This window comes from Bacillus sp. m3-13 (assembly GCF_000175075.1).
GTDB classification, from domain to species: Bacteria; Bacillota; Bacilli; order Bacillales; family Bacillaceae_I; genus Sutcliffiella_A; species Sutcliffiella_A horikoshii_C.
Window position 1 is genome coordinate 16,501 of record NZ_ACPC01000005.1, and the last position, 17,084, is coordinate 33,584.

16 protein-coding genes and 1 riboswitch are annotated in these 17,084 nt (G+C 39.5%); of the genes, 4 read left to right on the top strand and 12 right to left on the bottom strand.

Annotation, left to right across the window (positions count from 1 at the left end; all coding sequences use genetic code 11):
* Window positions 1–80 precede the first annotated feature (80 nt).
* The 11 genes from M313_RS0100890 to M313_RS26725 form a co-directional block, all read right to left on the bottom strand.
* On the bottom strand, window positions 81–1,733 hold the full coding sequence (locus M313_RS0100890; RefSeq protein WP_010191591.1) for an SWIM zinc finger family protein: 1,653 nt from the start codon (window positions 1,731–1,733) through the stop codon (window positions 81–83).
* A 498-nt stretch (window positions 1,734–2,231) separates the two neighbouring features.
* Window positions 2,232–3,308 (bottom strand): Gfo/Idh/MocA family protein, encoded by a 1,077-nt coding sequence (locus M313_RS24430; protein WP_050780612.1) that lies wholly within the window; start codon window positions 3,306–3,308, stop codon window positions 2,232–2,234.
* A gap of 98 nt (window positions 3,309–3,406) precedes the next feature.
* Window positions 3,407–3,928, bottom strand: a complete 522-nt coding sequence (locus tag M313_RS0100900; protein ID WP_010191595.1) for a YehS family protein — start codon at window positions 3,926–3,928, stop codon at window positions 3,407–3,409.
* Between the two features lie 129 nt (window positions 3,929–4,057).
* Complete coding sequence (locus tag M313_RS22305) at window positions 4,058–5,068, bottom strand: NupC/NupG family nucleoside CNT transporter (protein ID WP_010191597.1); 1,011 nt, start codon at window positions 5,066–5,068, stop codon at window positions 4,058–4,060.
* Complete coding sequence (locus M313_RS26210; RefSeq protein ID WP_234946525.1) at window positions 4,968–5,222, bottom strand: Na+ dependent nucleoside transporter N-terminal domain-containing protein; 255 nt, start codon at window positions 5,220–5,222, stop codon at window positions 4,968–4,970. Before M313_RS26210 ends, M313_RS22305 begins: the two co-directional genes overlap by 101 nt.
* A gap of 175 nt (window positions 5,223–5,397) precedes the next feature.
* A riboswitch (purine riboswitch) is annotated at window positions 5,398–5,499 on the bottom strand.
* Window positions 5,500–5,575: 76 nt separating this feature from the next.
* Window positions 5,576–6,217, bottom strand: coding sequence for a phosphatase PAP2 family protein (locus tag M313_RS22310; RefSeq protein WP_010191598.1), 642 nt, complete (start codon window positions 6,215–6,217; stop codon window positions 5,576–5,578).
* 97 nt (window positions 6,218–6,314) lie between these two features.
* Window positions 6,315–6,629 carry a hypothetical protein gene (locus tag M313_RS0100915; protein WP_010191599.1) on the bottom strand — a complete coding sequence of 105 codons (315 nt, stop codon included), beginning with the start codon at window positions 6,627–6,629 and terminating at the stop codon, window positions 6,315–6,317.
* A 299-nt stretch (window positions 6,630–6,928) separates the two neighbouring features.
* Window positions 6,929–8,365, bottom strand: a complete 1,437-nt coding sequence (locus M313_RS0100925; RefSeq protein ID WP_010191600.1) for a PTS transporter subunit EIIC — start codon at window positions 8,363–8,365, stop codon at window positions 6,929–6,931.
* Window positions 8,358–10,061: a glycoside hydrolase family 13 protein gene (locus M313_RS0100930; protein WP_010191601.1), complete on the bottom strand. Its 1,704-nt coding sequence runs from the start codon at window positions 10,059–10,061 to the stop codon at window positions 8,358–8,360. Before M313_RS0100930 ends, M313_RS0100925 begins: the two co-directional genes overlap by 8 nt.
* 427 nt (window positions 10,062–10,488) lie before the next feature.
* Window positions 10,489–10,971 (bottom strand): LacI family DNA-binding transcriptional regulator, encoded by a 483-nt coding sequence (locus M313_RS26720; RefSeq protein ID WP_326929571.1) that lies wholly within the window; start codon window positions 10,969–10,971, stop codon window positions 10,489–10,491.
* The gene (locus tag M313_RS26725; protein WP_326929572.1) at window positions 10,922–11,482 is read right to left on the bottom strand and encodes a LacI family DNA-binding transcriptional regulator; all 561 of its coding nucleotides are present in this window, start codon (window positions 11,480–11,482) and stop codon (window positions 10,922–10,924) included. Before M313_RS26725 ends, M313_RS26720 begins: the two co-directional genes overlap by 50 nt.
* A 753-nt stretch (window positions 11,483–12,235) precedes the next feature.
* Here M313_RS26725 and M313_RS25650 point away from each other — a divergent pair.
* The 4 genes from M313_RS25650 (at window position 12,236) to M313_RS0100955 (ending at window position 15,527) form a co-directional block, all read left to right on the top strand.
* Window positions 12,236–12,406 carry a hypothetical protein gene (locus M313_RS25650; protein ID WP_010191603.1) on the top strand — a complete coding sequence of 57 codons (171 nt, stop codon included), beginning with the start codon at window positions 12,236–12,238 and terminating at the stop codon, window positions 12,404–12,406.
* 101 nt (window positions 12,407–12,507) lie between these two features.
* Complete coding sequence (locus M313_RS0100945) at window positions 12,508–13,770, top strand: erythromycin esterase family protein (RefSeq protein WP_010191605.1); 1,263 nt, start codon at window positions 12,508–12,510, stop codon at window positions 13,768–13,770.
* A gap of 140 nt (window positions 13,771–13,910) precedes the next feature.
* Window positions 13,911–14,432: a YcxB family protein gene (locus M313_RS0100950; protein WP_010191606.1), complete on the top strand. Its 522-nt coding sequence runs from the start codon at window positions 13,911–13,913 to the stop codon at window positions 14,430–14,432.
* Between the two features lie 219 nt (window positions 14,433–14,651).
* On the top strand, window positions 14,652–15,527 hold the full coding sequence (locus M313_RS0100955) for a mechanosensitive ion channel family protein (RefSeq protein WP_234946521.1): 876 nt from the start codon (window positions 14,652–14,654) through the stop codon (window positions 15,525–15,527).
* 398 nt (window positions 15,528–15,925) lie between these two features.
* Here M313_RS0100955 and M313_RS26040 read toward each other — a convergent pair whose 3' ends face one another.
* Window positions 15,926–16,942, bottom strand: a complete 1,017-nt coding sequence (locus M313_RS26040; RefSeq protein WP_010191609.1) for an STAS domain-containing protein — start codon at window positions 16,940–16,942, stop codon at window positions 15,926–15,928.
* Window positions 16,943–17,084 lie beyond the last annotated feature (142 nt).

Consider the following 17,084-nt stretch of genomic DNA (forward strand, 5'->3'; position numbering starts at 1 on the left):
GATCATTTCTCTTCTAATTCCAGGAGTGATTAAGAAAAAAACATGAAATCCCTTGGTGGGGTTTCATGTTTTTTCTTAATTTAGATTTTATTTAATTCATCCATAAACGCCGGTCTATTAGAATACAATTGCTGGAGGTCTTGTATGATGCTTTCCTGTTTCTCTCTTCCGCTAATTTTTTTGTATTGACGGAGAACTTTACAGACTTGTTGATATTGCTTACGGTTGGAAGAGCTTTTGGCTTGTCCAAGGATATATTGTACATATAGCTCATTTACTTCATCCGGAAATTCATCCACTAGTCTTTTCGTATAATTTTCAATCCTTTGCGGATTCCTTTTTACATACTCCAAAATCTCGGCATTATCGTTTTCTGTTTCGATTAGTTTGAGAAAAACACCTTGTGCTGACCAACTCTGGGCCTCTTTCAATTCTGATTTTATATCTTGATAAAATGATGTATGCTCACTATCATTAAGGCCTTTCAATTCCTCATAATATTCAAACTCACCATGTAAGAGAAGTTCTTTTGCTAAGAGTAACTGTTCATTTTTTAACGATAAGTTTTTATAAGCTTCATACCTAATTTTCTTCCATTGTATCACTAGTCCTGCAAGGGTTTTATCCTTTGCTTCTGCTTCCAATGTTAGGTTTATGATTTTTTCATACTCCATGTTTTCAAAGTGTTTCTCAATGAGTTTCTCTCTAAAAGAGGAGTACTTCAGATTCTCTTGCATAAAGCTTTCTACTTCGCTCTCATCACCATGTTCTTCTATCAGTGAAAATAGGATGTTGAGAAGTCTTTCACTATAATATTTTTTATAGCTGTCTTCTTCATTCGTTTCTATTATTTCATAAATATAAGCGGTAAGTTTTTCTCTAAGTTCATTTGTTGTAGCTAAGTCTGAAACAATGGATAATAAGTCGGTTTGGAAATCTTCCCATCCCTCGAAAATATTACTCTCACTAAGATCTATAAGCTTATGGAATGCTTTTGTTCGCTGTTCAGTAGTCAATGACTCTCTGAGAATTGTATCCTCAATAGCTTCCATTGTTTCCGTAACTAAATTACCTATATCTCCATCAGAATCATCTGCATATTGGAAAGCTTTCATAGCTTCTCGTAGTAATAAAAAAGCTAAATCCAATGCCAATAGAATATCCTTAGTACGGTATATCTGTTGTAAAACTTCTTCCAATTCTCTTGTAAAAGAAGATACGCGCCTAAAATTAATAAAGCCTTTTTCTGTATATTTTCTCACAATCGAAGCAATTAGTTTTCTGCATCTTTCCAAGTCATGTTTTTCATCTCCGGTAGCATATCTCACCAGCAAAGTATCTCTCCAAGCTAAATCTTTTTCTGTCAGTTCCTCAATAATTTTAATTAATTCTTTCTTAGATAGATCATTTAATACTGAATGTAAGTTGGTTTGACTGTTCTGGTCAGAGGGGTATTCTCCGTTTCTTTTCAATTCAACTATTTTATAATAAGCTGCAACCTGGTGCTTACAAATGGCCTCATAGTCAAACGGACAGACACATTCGGAATGGGTGATGTCATCATTGTCATTTAATAGGACTTTTACTTCATATATTTCTGTCCCATCCACTTGGAAGACATATTTATTCTCTTCAATAAGATAGGTTTCTAGGATATATCCGTCTAGGAAATAGTCATAACCTCTTTGGAGTATTTTTTTATTTATATGGTTTTGGAAGTTGTGTATGTTCATAGTATCCCTCCTTTTTGCATTATAACAAAGATCATTTCTATAATTTAAATAGAGCTTACTAGAAAAATGTTTTATAGGCTGCTTCTATTTGACCGAAGCAATCCTTATTCAGCTCGAAACGCCGTATAGAACGCTTCTATACGACCGAAGCAACCCCTTTTCATCTCGAAACGTCGTATAGAACGCTTCTATACGACCGAAGCAACCCCTATTTACCTCGAAACGTCATATAGAACGCTTCTATACGACCGAAGCAACCCCTATTTACCTCGAAACGTCGTATAGAACGCTTCTATACGACCGAAGCAACCCCTATTTACCTCGAAACGTCGTATAGAACGCTTCTATACGACCGAAGCAACCCCTATTCAGCTAGAAACGTCATATAGAACGCTTCTATACGACCGAAGCAATCCTTAATCAACCCCAAGCGTCTTATAGAACCCATAAAATGTAAAAGTGCAGCCGCCAAACAGCAACTGCACCACCACTACTATATTAGTATTCTAATAAAACCGTTCTCCCCTCCTCATCAGACCGGCGAATTGCATCCATCACGACCTGAACCCCATACCCATCCTCCAAAACTGGCAAATGAGGGTTCATCTCGTCTCCTGACAGAGCTTTGTACACCTCATCCAACGAGCGATAAAAAGCGTTGAAATACCCAGCAGCAACCGGATTCATCCCCTCAGGTACCGACAAAGCTTCCTCTATATCCACTTCTTCCAAAGGACCATTCCCGATCCCAACTAGAACCTTGTTGTCCTGCAACATTTTAATTGTGCCCTCTGTTCCGTAAACTTCTAGCTCCCATCCTTCTGCATGGCGAACAGCAATGTTCGAACCAATGTTAAAAGTGCCCCCGCCTACGAATGTTCCCATCGCCTGAAAAGCATCATCCGCAGTTCGGATTTCCTTCTCACCATTTTCATCTACGAATTCCGGTACATGAGTTGTCAGCTGACCTGAAACAGATTCCACTTTCCCATCTGTCCACCACAATAGAGAATCAATTAAATGAGAACCAACTGCTCCGAGCATTCCGCCGGCTTGATCCTTTTGGCTTAACCAACCGCGTTTACTCGTTGCATACCTTTCATATCCTGCAATGTTCAGAGAGAAATTCACATGTAGCACTTTGCCAATTTTCCCACTTGAAATGATTTCTTTAACCTTTTGCCTTGCAGGTAAAAAACGATACTCAAAATTGATCCAGCCCAATTTCCCAGCCGCATCTCTTGCCTGTATCATCTTCTCTGCCTCAATCGAATCAAAAGCCATAGGTTTCTCACATAGTACGTGATTGCCGCTCGCAAATGCTTTTACCACCATATCATGGTGTAACAATGGCGCCGAAGCAACGGAAACCAAATCCAATTCTTCTGTCTCCAGCATTTCTTCCCAGTTTCCATAAACTTTTTTGATGCCTGTTTCCTCTTGAATTTCATCCAGCCTGCCGCGGGATACACTTGCAATCGACACTACCTCAAACCCTGGATGACTTTGCATCACAGGTGCATGAACTTTTGCGCCAAATCCTGTACCAATAATACCTACTCTCAATTTCTTCATGTTAAAATCCCCTTTTATGTAATTGGCCTTTCTCATCATTTCGACAAAAAACAGCACTCTCCTCTTTTCTTCAGGAAAGTGCTGTTTTATTAGGTGTATTAATCGCGGTATTTAAGTGCCAAACCTTTTAAGAAGTTTCTCGCATATTTGTCCATGCATGTCTTATAATTCTTGTGCCCTTTTTTACGTAAAAAAGCTCCCAATTCACCCTTCGTTATTGTCACACCAGCTTCTCCAATAATGTCGATAATATCATCTGTTGTTAACGCAAGGGCAATCTTTACTTTTTTCAGAAGAATATTGTTTGCCGGTTCATTGGAAAATGGGGCTTTGGCTGGTTGGCCGGGCTTTGGTTCCTGTCTGCCTCTTTTGAAAATAATCAAACCGTTTAGGAAAGACTCAAGCTTGTTGTTGTTGATAGGGAGGATTTCTTCATCCTCCAGGGCCTGCTCGTACTCTTCCTCGGTGTCATAGTCATAGCTATCCACCTCTTTGGTAAGTATCATTTGGACTTCTTCTTTCGTCACGTCAATGTCACCAAGCTTAAAGATCTCAACCATGTCGTTGTCTTTAATATCTAAAGCGTATCTTAGTCTAATTAGTATATCGTTGTTAGTCATGTAATTAACTCCTTCTTCTTTCTATGTGAATAACCTGTTAGTTAGTTTGTTTAAGGTGCTTGTCCTCATGTCTCTCCCAACAATATACCACCTGTTCAGCTTAAAACCAAGCGCTATCAAATATGATTCTTATAAAAAGATGCTAATAATAATGGCTGTAATAAAGCTTGCCAGGGTTCCTGCCACGATTGCCTTGAAGCTTAATTTGGATACGGTCTTTTGTTGGGTGGGCTCGAGGGAACCTAGTCCAACAATCAATTGTCCGATGGATGACAGATTGGCGAAGTTGCAAAGCGCAACGGATAAAATGGCCACTGTTTTTGGTGAAAGGTCATCCATGATTGCCGAAAGCTCATTGAACGCGACAAACTCGTTGACAGAGAGTTTGGTACCTATAATGGAAGCTGCCCTGAATGCTTCATCCATCGGAATGCCGATCAGCAATGCTAAGGGATAGAAAACATAGCCGAAAACGGTGGAAAGCTCTGTGTGGAGCAGACCAAGCAGGCCGTTGACCAGTGCAAGGATTCCAATAAAAGCAATCAGGAGTCCCCCAATATTGATGGCCAGCCTTGTACCGTTTAATGCACCATCTGCGATTGCTTCAAATACATTGGTATGCGTGGTCTTTCCTAGCGAGATATCGCCATTTGTTTGCGATTCCTCTGTTTCAGGCTCCATCACTTTGGCAATCACGAGGGAAACGATCGGCACACTGAAAACGGAAAGAAGCAGGAACTTCATATCAATTCCCATCAAGGAATATCCTATCAGTATCGCCCCGCTTGCCGACGCGGTTCCTCCAACCATGACAGCAAAAACCTCTGACCGGGTCAGTTTGATTAGATAAGGCTTGATTAATAACGGAGCTTCCGCCAAGCCCAAAAAGGAGTTGCCAATCGCATTGAACGATTCCACCTTTGTTGTACCTAAAACCTTGCCAAGCCCAATCCCGATATATTTTACAAAGAAGGGAATGATGCGCAAATAGTAGAGCGCAGAAATGAGTGCAGAAATAAAAATGATCGCGCCTAGAACATTAATCGCAAAAACGAAGGTGATGTTGGTTCCTTCCCCAAAAAAAACCCCCGAAGACGAACATGATGCCTTCTGTGCTATAATCAATGACCTTCTGAACACCGAGCGCCGCCTTCTTCAGGATGGTTTGTCCAAAAGGAACCTTCAAAACGAACAAAACAAGCAAAAATTCAATGATTATCCCTACAATGACCGTGCGCCAATTAATCGCAGAACGATTGCTGCTACATAGCCAGGCCAAAAACAGGACCCCCATCAAAGAAAAAACGCCATAAATAAAACTCAATGCAAGATACCTCCCAGTGATGTGTTCTCTTCAACGATTGCTTAAATTCCTATATCGTCGTATGATGTCAGACTTCCTCCAGAGAAAAATAAAAAAGCGTATGTGACCTTCTCCCAATATAAAGAAAGCCCCATACACTTTTCATGCATAGAATGACTTTCCTTATAGTCCGGCAATTTAAGGTTGCCAGGTAGAGACTTATGGTCCATATCACCATAGATATATAAGGAATTCGTATGAAGTTTATTTTGACACTTTAACATGAGGAAGAACTTTTGCACAATATGAAATACTGAAGCTTATATATTATGAAAGTTCAATCTTTATATCCCTTGCACATTGCCTTTTCTCTTGGCGGCGACATGTACTTTATACACCTCAAAAACAGTACCATATATAAAGGCAACCAGGAACATGGATGCAACCATATCAAGGATGACATGTTGCTTAATGAACAATGTGGATAAAATAATAAGACTTCCCATAACATGAATAAACCCGGTATTCAGCTTAGATTTAGATTTTATATGAAAACTAGCTAGCATAATAGCGTATGTTGTCAATACATGAATACTAGGAAAACAGTTTACTGGTTGATCGTGAGCGTAAATGTATTTTACTAACCAAACAGACCATCCATTCCCTTCAATGGTCGGTCTAGGAACAGTCGTCTGGAAGAAAAAGTAGATAAGAAAGCATATGAATTCTCCAATGACAATGGTAATTAGAGTTTTCACATACACTCCCGTATCTTTAAAGCAAAAATACACTAAATAGCCAAAAACAAATAGATACCAGATGATATACGGGACGACAAACACTTCTATAAAAGGTATTTCGTTATCAATAGGCAAATCGATCTTTGTTGCTTTTCTTTTCGCTTCGTTTAAAACTGTATAGATTATACCTAGTAAAGGCAGCAACAACAACAGTAATAAATATGGCAATTTCTCTTTAACTCTCATACATATTTCACTCTCCGAAACGAAAGGCCTTTTTCTAAAAAGAATAACCTATCTTCATAATAATGGTACTTACCCAGTTATACGACGAATTATTCCATCAGATAGTTTTAACATTTTCAGAAAAACCTAACTTTTCATCAAAAAATAAAGATGAATCAAGAAATACAGCCTGGAGGGAATTTTCAAGTGAATCGCCTTCAGAATTATTAATAACCAGCTCCACCGTGTCCCATTCTACTAACTGTGCCCTATGCAGCAGTACATCCCCTTGATCGTTTTGTTTGGTAAAACTGTATAAAAGGTCATTAAACGTTTGCTCTGACAAATAAATGTCTTCCCAATTGAAGTCCTTGGAGTCCATATCCATTTCTTCTAATTCTTCAGCTGTAGTGAAATCTACTCTATTAGTCATTTCCTTCGCTTGCGCTTGTTCCTTACTAGCAGCATTTTTAGTTTCTTTACCTGCCTCATCTTTATTGCCAAGCAGTAAGCAGTCCTATAATAGTAAAGACAATCAGTGCTTTTTTTTAGCAATTTGATTTACCCCTTTCTCATATTTGTTCAGATAAGGGTTATTGTTTACAATTTAGAAGCAAGCTGTATACACACACTTATAGTAGACAATGGTAGATATTTGATTGAGCATACTAGGTGAACATGAAAAAAACGAATTGCAACTGCAACTCGTCTTTATCTAACATATCTTCGGAATTAAACTGCTTTCCTAACATTAACCTCGTCCTCTTCAACCATTACCTCTTTTGGTACAGCAAATAAATAAGTAAGGATAAATGCAGCCACAAAAATGATTATAGAAACAACAAGATATGCAAGGAGCTGACTCCAATCATAAATGTACATGAGGGGGGAAAGAACAACAGCTAATCCGTATGAATTTGCTTGAACATTTAATAGTGAGAGAATAGCACCTCCTACAGCTGAACAGGCAAGCATAACATAAAGCGGTTTCATGCTATACCTCATAACGACACCAAATAAAGCTGGCTCACTAACACCGAGTAATTGTGTAGCTGTTGCACTCAATCCTGTAACCTTTACTGTACTTTTTTTCGCTTTCACTGTAATCCCTAAACATGTACCAGCATTGGCAAAGCCGTACATCGCACATAGAGTAATTAAAGGGTTAAAGCCCGTGTTAGCAAGCATAGTAGTTTCAATCATAATAAACAAATGGTGCATCCCCGTCATAACCGCTAATGGGTAAATAAAGCCAATCAATAATCCTCCAATACCAAGAGGAATATCTATAAGCTGGGTTACAACTGTTACTAATCCCGCTTCTAGTAAATGTAACAACGGTCCTAAAATTAGTAAACCAGCAATCATCATAGAAAGCAAAACAAAGAACGGAGTAAAGATTAAGTCTAATGCATTTGGCATGACAGCGCGTAACTTTCTCTCAAGTTTCGCTCCAAGGAACCCCACAACTAAAGCTGTTAACACACTACCTTGATACCCAACAATCGGGATGAAACCAAAAGCATTTATAGGTTCTACCCCACTGTTAATGTCTGCTACTGCATATGCATTTGGCAGTGCAGGAGAAACTAGCATTAATCCAAGTACAAAACCTATAATAGGCATACCACCAAATTTTCTAAAAGCAGACCAACAGATTAAAGCTGGCAAAAAAGCAAATGCTGTATCTGTTAGAACAGATATTAGTGTTAAAAGATATTCAGGAATGTCATTGATACTCTTTCCAATTAACCCTAAGAACGCATCACTTGTCAAAACACCTTTTAGACCAAGGAATAAACCCGTTGCAGCAATAATCGGGATAATTGGAATAAAGATATCAGCTAACGTTCGAACAGCCCTCCTAATTCCCTTTTCATTATTAGAAGACGAGGACTCTTGCTCCACCTCTTCATCCTGCCGACCTCCTCTTAAAGCCAAATAGACTTTATTGACAGTTCCAGTACCTAAAATAACCTGATATTGACCAGCATTATAAAATACGCCTTTCACCTCATCTATTTTTTCAATGGCCTCATCATCAATGTTTTTCCGATCTTTAACAGAAAATCGTAGTCTTGTTGCACAATGAACATACGATTCTATATTATCTTCGCCGATGACTTGAATCAGTTCTTTTCCTATACGTTCGTATTTATTTTCACTCATTGTAACCCGCTTCTTTCTTTTGGAGTATTAGTGCTTGGTAAGGTTTTAATGAAGATAATGGTTCGAATAGGGACTCTTGTTCTTCTTTGTGATTGTTTAAGAGAACATCATAATTACCATGTTCAAATTCAACTTTTTGATCCTTAGACGAAAAGTTGAAATAGCAAACAACTTCTTCATTCCCGAGCTTTCGTTTATAGGCAACAATTGTCGGATGATTTTCTAAGATAGGTTCAATTCCTCCATATATTAAGCATTGATTTGCATCGCTCGACTGTCTAACTTTAATCATTTCTTTATAAAACTGCAAAATTGAATTAGGATCTTGCTCTTGTTGTTCCACATTGATCTTTGTGTAATTCTCGTTCATCCCTAACCAAGGCTTAACTTCTGAGAACCCACCATATTCCTTGTTACTCCAGTGAAATGGTGTTCTAGAATTATCACGGCTTCGTAAATTAATAAAGTAAAGTGCTTCTTCTTCACTAAAGCCTTCTTTCATAGAACGGTAATATTGATCAATGCTCGAGATGTCATCAAACTCTTCAATATTTTTACGTTCAAAGTTTGTCATGCCAATTTCCTGACCTTGGTAGATAAAAGGTGTTCCCCGAAGAAAGAAAAACATTGCTCCCAGCATGGTCGCTGAATGAAAGTTTCGGTTCTCCTCTTCTTTTATATACTTGCTGATCGATCTGTTCTGATCATGATTCTCTAAAAAGTTCGCTCCCCAACCAGCTTTTTGGATTTCCTTTTGACTCGTAAAGAGTAAATTCTTGAAATCTAGTACATTCCAATCAACTCTTCTAAACCACTCACTTCCAGAAGCAACATCAAGGTCTGCATATCTAAAATCAAAAATCATTGAGAAGTATCCATTGTCGCCGATGTAATCCCCGTATTGTTCATAAGGAACCCCTGGAGCTTCGCCAATTGTTACACAATTATATTTAGAAAATGTTTCGTCATTTAATTCATGTAAAAATTCTTCAATTCCTGGCTGATTACGGGCCTTCTTAGTACATTTGACAAGCCTATCGACTCCATCAGCAGGAAGATTGCCATAGTTTTGATCTTTCTTAATAAATGTTATTGCATCTACCCTAAAACCAGCAATCCCTTTGTCCAGCCAGTAATTCACCATTTTATATAACGCTTCTCTGACTTCTTTGTTTTCCCAATTTAAATCGGGTTGCTTCACATCAAATGAATGGAAATAATACTCATCTGTATTAGGCAAAGGCTCCCATACACTTCCACCAAAAACAGAGCGCCAGTTAGTAGGAGGTTGACCATTTTCTCCTGATTTCAAAATATAATAATCTCTATACTTACTTGTCTTTGGATGCTGAAGTAGATCTTGAAACCATGGATGTTCATCCGAAGTATGATTGATAACAAGATCAAGGACAACCTTCATCCCTTTTTCACTAGCCTTATCAATTAACTCATCCAGGTCTTTCATTTCTCCAAACTCTGGATTTAATTGATAGTAATCTGAAATATCATATCCATTATCAGCCATAGGTGATTTGTAAATAGGACAAATCCATACCATCGTAATTCCTAATGACTGTAAATAATCTAGTTTTTGCGTAATGCCTTTAATATCTCCTATTCCATCATTATTTGAATCATAGAAACTCTTCGGATAAATTTGATAGATTACTTCCTTTTGCCACCATTTCTTTTCCATGTTGTTTCCTCCATAAAATAAATTCTAGTTATGATATCGGTTTCATAACCCTTCAAAAAAATATGCAGTTATATAAAGCTAGTAATTATGCAACGTTACTTTGTTACATTCAAACCAACAGGACAACCTCAACACTGGCGTGTATATGATATCGGTTTCATTTAACAAGAAAAAAAATGTCTTGCATCGACTATTAACCTATACTTTAAAAATCCATTTTGGTTATGGAACCGTTTTCTGTCTTTTATTATACTTTTCATTTTCAAAATCTGTCAACGCTTTCTTGGACATTGCTACATTCCAAAATTATACAGAACACTCAAAAATACTCCTAAATACCACAATCGCCCGGAATCCGTCTATCAAAACAAAGTGAAACAATCCATAGGTTTCACTTTGTTTTGTTAAATTACGGAGCACTTACACATTATGTCGATTGTCGTACAACTAATTCTATTGGAAGCTCGTAATTTCTTATCTCCATTTCTGGATTCTCTAGCATTTGAATCATAATATTTATTGATTGTTCTCCCATAAGATCAACAGGTTGGCGAATGGTGGTTAATTTAGGATTTACTATTTCGGCAATTGGTTGATCATCGAACCCAATAACAGCTAAGTCATCAGGAATCGTTAAACCATGATCTTTTGCTTCCAAGATAATTCCACCTGCCACTTGATCACTCCCGGTAAAAATAGCAGTTGGGCGATCTTCCATCTCTAAAATCTGCCTTAGTACGTGTTTTCCGTCTTCAATCGTATGTTGATCAATAAAAATCCATTTTGGATTAATCTTAATTCCCGCCTCACTTAGTGCTTTTTGAAACCCCTGATTACGATCTTTCCCTTTTCCCTCTTCATCAAATAATCCACCTGTACAGTATGCTATTTTTTTGATGCCCCCGTTCAATTAAATGGTTCGCACCTGTATAAGCTCCTTTTAATTGATCAAGGCGAATCATTGGAACTTCTTTTTGATTTACGTAATCATTACATAACATAATAGGCCCATATTCATTATATGACGATACAACCGCCCAATCATTTTCAATTGAAGTCATAACAATTCCGTCTACTTGCTTTGTTTTTAATAAATCTAAGAATGCTAATTCTTTTTGTTTATCTTCATAACTCTGACAAATCAAAACTTGATAACCCTTTTTATAGGCTGCTTGCTCAATAGCGTTTATTAAATGTGCAAAGAATGGATTCACAATTCGGGGGACAATCACGCCTAATGTCGTTGTTAACTGACCTCTCAGCCTTCTTGCGGAAGGGTTGGGTGTGTATCCAAGCTCTTTCATTGCTTTTTGTACTAGCGCTCTCTTCTTTTCAGAAACATAAGGATGATTATTTATTACACGGGAAACCGTTGCCTTCGATAATCCTGATAATTTTGCAACATCTGATATGGTAGCCACTTAACGATCACTCCACTGTTCAAGTACATGAAATCATTTTCATATATACAGTTTACTTAGCTTAATAGCATATTGCAACGGATGGAGGATATTTATATAAAGCAGAATAGAATTTACTAACATCAGATATGCAATACCTTTCACTGCCCTTGGTATAACAAAAAAGAGGGACAGGTTAACTCCCGCTCCTCTATCCTACAAATATAACTATGATTTAATATGCATGACAGCGACACTTTCCACATGTCCTAAGTATATGTGGAACACATTTGGTGCTGTGAGTTTATTGTTTAATACAAGAAATGTCCAATTAATAATGTTCCACAATCGTTCGTCGCTCAATCTTAAAATTAACTTTTAGGAGTCCCTTTTTTCAATTCGAAGGGGACTTCTCTTTTATTCCTTTCCCTCATCAAAATAATTGGAGAATCTTTACTCCCATTTCCCTGAACATATGTTATGATTGCAACTTTTTGATGGATATTATAACTTTTTTGGAGGTTATTGTAACTTTCAGCTCTTCATTGTAACTAATTTACCTGTTATTGTGACATTTCGGTTACCGTAATAATACTTCTTCCGTTCCTCTCCATGCCCTGATTTTCCAGCATCGCCTGACGTGTTGCCGGGCCTTTTGCTTAACACGTATATTTTGACAACATTCGCGCCCCTGCTCTTCCTCCAACACGCATAATAATCCCCTCCCCTATTCATACTAGGGATTGTTATCCGTATATGAAGGAGGAACAGCTATTGGTTAATGAAAATTTCGATAAGTTCAATAAGATACAGCAGAAGCATAAGTCCCATTATCTTGGCGGGGATGAGAATAATCATCGGGAGAACACTAGACACATGGATAAGGATGTTACGGTGGATTCCGTGGGAGCGACGGGCAGGGAGCTGCCTTTGAAAGGCGAGTAAGCGGCAGCGCTAAAGTTGGATGGGTGTTTGATACACTGTCCAACCTTTTATTTTTAGTTTCCTATTTGCGGGAATAGTAAGAGCAGGAGGGGGTGATGTTGATGCTAAAAGTTCATACAAACCTGACGGAGTCAATCCGCCAGCATGCTGCACCTTTTACCAATACGGATGATTTGGAGCCTTTGATTAAAAGGGCAGCTGATGCCCAGTATGTCCTGCTCGGGGAAGCGAGCCATGGGACTTCTGAGTTCTATTCGATTCGGGCGGAGATCACGAAAAGGCTGATAGAGGACCATGGTTTTTCCTTTGTGGCTGTGGAAGGGGACTGGCCATCCTGCTTTGAAGTGAACCGCTATATTAAGGGAAATGCCCCGGAGATTACAAGCAGCAGGGATGCTGTAAAAGCTTTCAACCGCTGGCCGACCTGGATGTGGGCCAACGAGGAGATCCTTCCCCTCATCGACTGGCTGTTCTCCTTTAATGAAAAACAGGCAGCACAGGAGAAGAAGGTGGGATTTTACGGCATGGATGTCTACAGCCTTTGGGAGTCGATGGAGGCGATCATTTCTTATTTGGAAAAGATCGATTCACCGGATGTGGAAAAGGCAAAGAATGCATTTGACTGCTTCGAACCTTATCACCGGCAAGCGGAAAAGTATGCGATATCCTCCGCCTTTTATGAAGAGGATTGCCTGCAACAGATATCCGATATTTTTCACACCATCCAAAAGAACAGGAAAACCTACGGAAATGATCCGGAGTCCTCGTTAAATATGCAGGTGAACTCCCTTGTTGCAAGGAATGCCGAGTCTTACTACCATACAATGGTCACCAATGACAGTGAATCCTGGAATATCAGGGACAGGCATATGGTCGAGTCGCTTGATTATATCAAGAGCTATTATGGCAAGGAAGCCAAAGGAATCATCTGGGAGCACAACACCCATATCGGGGATGCACGGGCCACCAGCATGGCAAGAGAAGGAATGGTCAATGTCGGACAGCTGGCACGGGAGAAGTATGGAAGCGGGAATGTCTATGCAGTTGGTTTCGGAACGTATCAGGGCTCCGTCATTGCAGCGGATAGATGGGGAGAAACTTATCAGAAGATGAAGGTTCCTGCTGCAAGATCAGACAGCTGGGAAGCGATTCTTCACCATTCTGGAGCCAATAATAAATACCTTATGTTCACCGAAGAAAACCGGGACCTTTTCCAGGAAACCATCGGCCACCGTGCGATCGGCGTCGTCTATCACCCGGAGGCGGAACAGTACGGAAATTACGTACCCTCCCGGATGTCGGATCGGTATGATGCGTTCATTCATGTGGATGAAACGAGCGCCCTGAAACCCCTATCCTTGTAGGAGAATGAGCAGAGGCTATCTCTGCTCCCGGGCTTTAAACCGCAACCATTTATACCAGTAAAAAAGCACTTATCTTTTTCATCATTTTGCTGACCACGCCTTGCCCTTTCATGTTACCATAAAGGAAAAGGAGTGGTAATTTGGAAAATAAAGAAGAAGTGTCAGTCAGCGGATTAATCAGCCAGGAGATGTACCAAACCTACAATGTTTATCATACAAAAAAACAGTTGCGGATCCTCTCCATTATTGTTTCTATAGCCTATGCCTGTTTCACATACATATTTATGGACTCCCACATCCTTTTTTCCATCGTTTTTATTCCTATAATGTGGGGTATCCTGACTGCAATCTTACCATTAGCGATTAAAAAGCGTGCAGCCAAGGAATATAAAAGTGACACTCTGATAAAAAGTGAAATCTCCATTACCATCAACGAGGACGGCATTCATCAGAAAGTCAGGAGATCGGAAACCTATTTTGAATGGGATGATATAATTACCATCAAGGAATATGATGAAATGTTCCTTTTCTATGTATCCAAAAATAAAGCGGTGATTCTGCCAAAAAAGTTTCTTTTTAAGGGCGACCTGCAGCGATTAAGACGGATTATCTACAATAATGCCATGTCCCAAAAGGTACGATTAAAGGAAAAAGCGGTCTAGGCAAGGGACAGGTAAGGCAGTGAATTTCATTCAGGAAATTCGCTGCCTATTTATGTTGCCCAAGGTTGCGCTATTTTTTCTCCTGTCCCCGATCCGCCCCTTTTTTGCTACTTCAGTTTCTGGCCCATCAAATTGGTTTGCGTCCTCTTCTCTCGGGTACTAGTTTTACATAAAGACTTTTAGAGGAGACGACATATGAATGAACTTCTGGATAACACCTTGTCGAATACGACCATAACCAAGTTCCTGATTGCATTACTGGGAATTCTCATAATCACCTTTATCATTACCGGGCTGAGAAAAAGTGTTCAGCGCTATGTGAAGGACCACAGCAACTGGTATAAAACGAGAAAGACAATGAATATATTCGGGTATATCCTCGCTGTCATTTTCCTTGGAATTCTTTACAGCGATATGCTTGGTGGCATCACGGTGGTTCTCGGGGTGGCCAGTGCAGGAATCGCCTTTTCTCTGCGAGAAGTGATTGCAAGTATTGCCGGATGGCTGACCATCCTGGTTGGCGGTATGTTCAAGACAGGGGATCGGGTGCAACTCGGTGGGGTCACCGGGGATGTCATTGATATCGGGGTCCTTCGAACGACGGTGATGGAGGCCGGCCAATGGGTAAATGGCGACTTATACAATGGCCGGATCGTGAAAATTGCCAACAGCTTCGTTTACACCCAGCCCGTGTATAATTATTCCACGGATTTCCCATTTTTATGGGATGAGCTTACGATTCCCGTTAGATTTGGGAGTGATTATACGTATGCCAGGAAATTAATCTACAACATGGCCATGGAAAAAACAGAAGAGTACAGTCTAGATGCCGGGGAATACTGGGAGAGGATGAACCGGAAGTTCGTCATTGAGGATGCCACAACAAAACCCATGGTTACGTTAGCCGTAAATGATAACTGGGTCCAGTTCACCCTCCGTTATGTGGTGGAATACAAAAAGCGCCGAATCATGAAAGATGCGCTTTTCACCGGGATTCTGGAGGAAATCGAACAGAGTAACGGAAAAGTCGAGCTCGCCTCTGCCACCTATGAAATTGTGAGCGCGCCTCCGGTGGATGTGAATGTGAAGCGGTAGTGTGCATACCATGAGAGCGGCTCGCCGGTGGTCTTTTTCCAATGGAAAATGGGGTAAGGAGCGTAGCAGGCTCTCCACTTGCCTAGTGGAATTATTTTTTCTCCATCCATCACCATTAACCTTTTTTATCCACTTAATTGCCTCTTCGATATCACGAACCCCTATTATTTCAATGGAGAGATTGTGCGCTTTTAAAATTTTATTAACAGACGATATATCCCCCCTGAAAAGGACTCTTCTGCTACGAATAGCACTATACCAATTTTGAAATTATCCATACTCCTAAATTGTTTTTTATAGACTTCCCTGTATTCACATTGCCAGTGTTTATTCCCTTGTAGAGCAGTATCAAAAATAAAAAAGCCTATCGTCCCTGATAAGCTTCAATAATGCGTAGTTTATACGACCCGACGCCCGCTTTTGCCAAGGGCGTAGTAGATGCCATGCTGGAGTGTTTGCAGGCATTCATATTTCCTAAGATTGGTCATGGTTTTAGAGATGACCATAGCAAGTTTTGCAGAAATGCCCACCAGGATAACTTCTGTGCCGAGGAGCTTTGCGGCGGAACCCAATTTATCAATGAGATCTGCCGTATATTCAGATATATCGTTGTTAAAGGCGGTAAGATCCAGCAGCAGATACTGTGTTTGGAATTCGCCCAATCTAGTGAGTGTATTTTCAATCAGATCCTCTGCACGGTCTTCATCGAATGTGCCAATTAATGGTACTACCACGATTCCATCGAGTACCGGAATCATCGGGGAAGAAAGTTCCTTGACGAGTGCCTGCAGCATTTTTGTTTTCTCTTCCACCATTCTCTCAAGCTGGGAAATCTGCTCCGCTTCCTTCCTCCTAGAAAGCTCATGTATATTGTGTTCTACATTTACATCGGAAGGATAGTATTCCACAATGGTATTTACATTTTGGTCATTCTGGTGCTGAATGATTTTATACCAGTAATTTCTCCCAAATAGCCCTGCAAACACTCCGGCATAGTGACAAGGCACAAAGATGCCAGTAAATTTGTGATGATCCAGACTGTTCATCTTATATTCCCAGTCATCTTGTATATGTAAGGTAAAGGTATTTTCCTCTTCATTCATTTTTATGATTTCAACTTTTCCCCATCCGGCAGGTGCATACGTGTTTCTTATCCATTGAACCACGTTGCTCATGTTAATATTCTTTAAATCACGAAATCCTTCGCCAACGATTATTCCTTGACGGTAACCTGTGGTTTCTAGTACCAGATTCGTTGCTTCTATACCCGAAATCTCCCTGATGGTATCAAAAAATGTTTTCATAGCGGAGACCCAAAAGAATACCACGTCTCCACCATCAAAGAGGACTTGTCCAGTTTCCAGATCCCATTTCAGATCAACATCGCCTACTGTAATTTCCTTTTTCATTATCATGTCAATACCTCGCCACAGTTATTTTTATAGATTAATAGTACACGATTTATTTAAAGTTTGCATGAGTTTTCACCTCATGTTCACTAAAATCTCCCATTTTTCACTTATAGAATTTGATAAATGTCTTTACAGATATAATCTT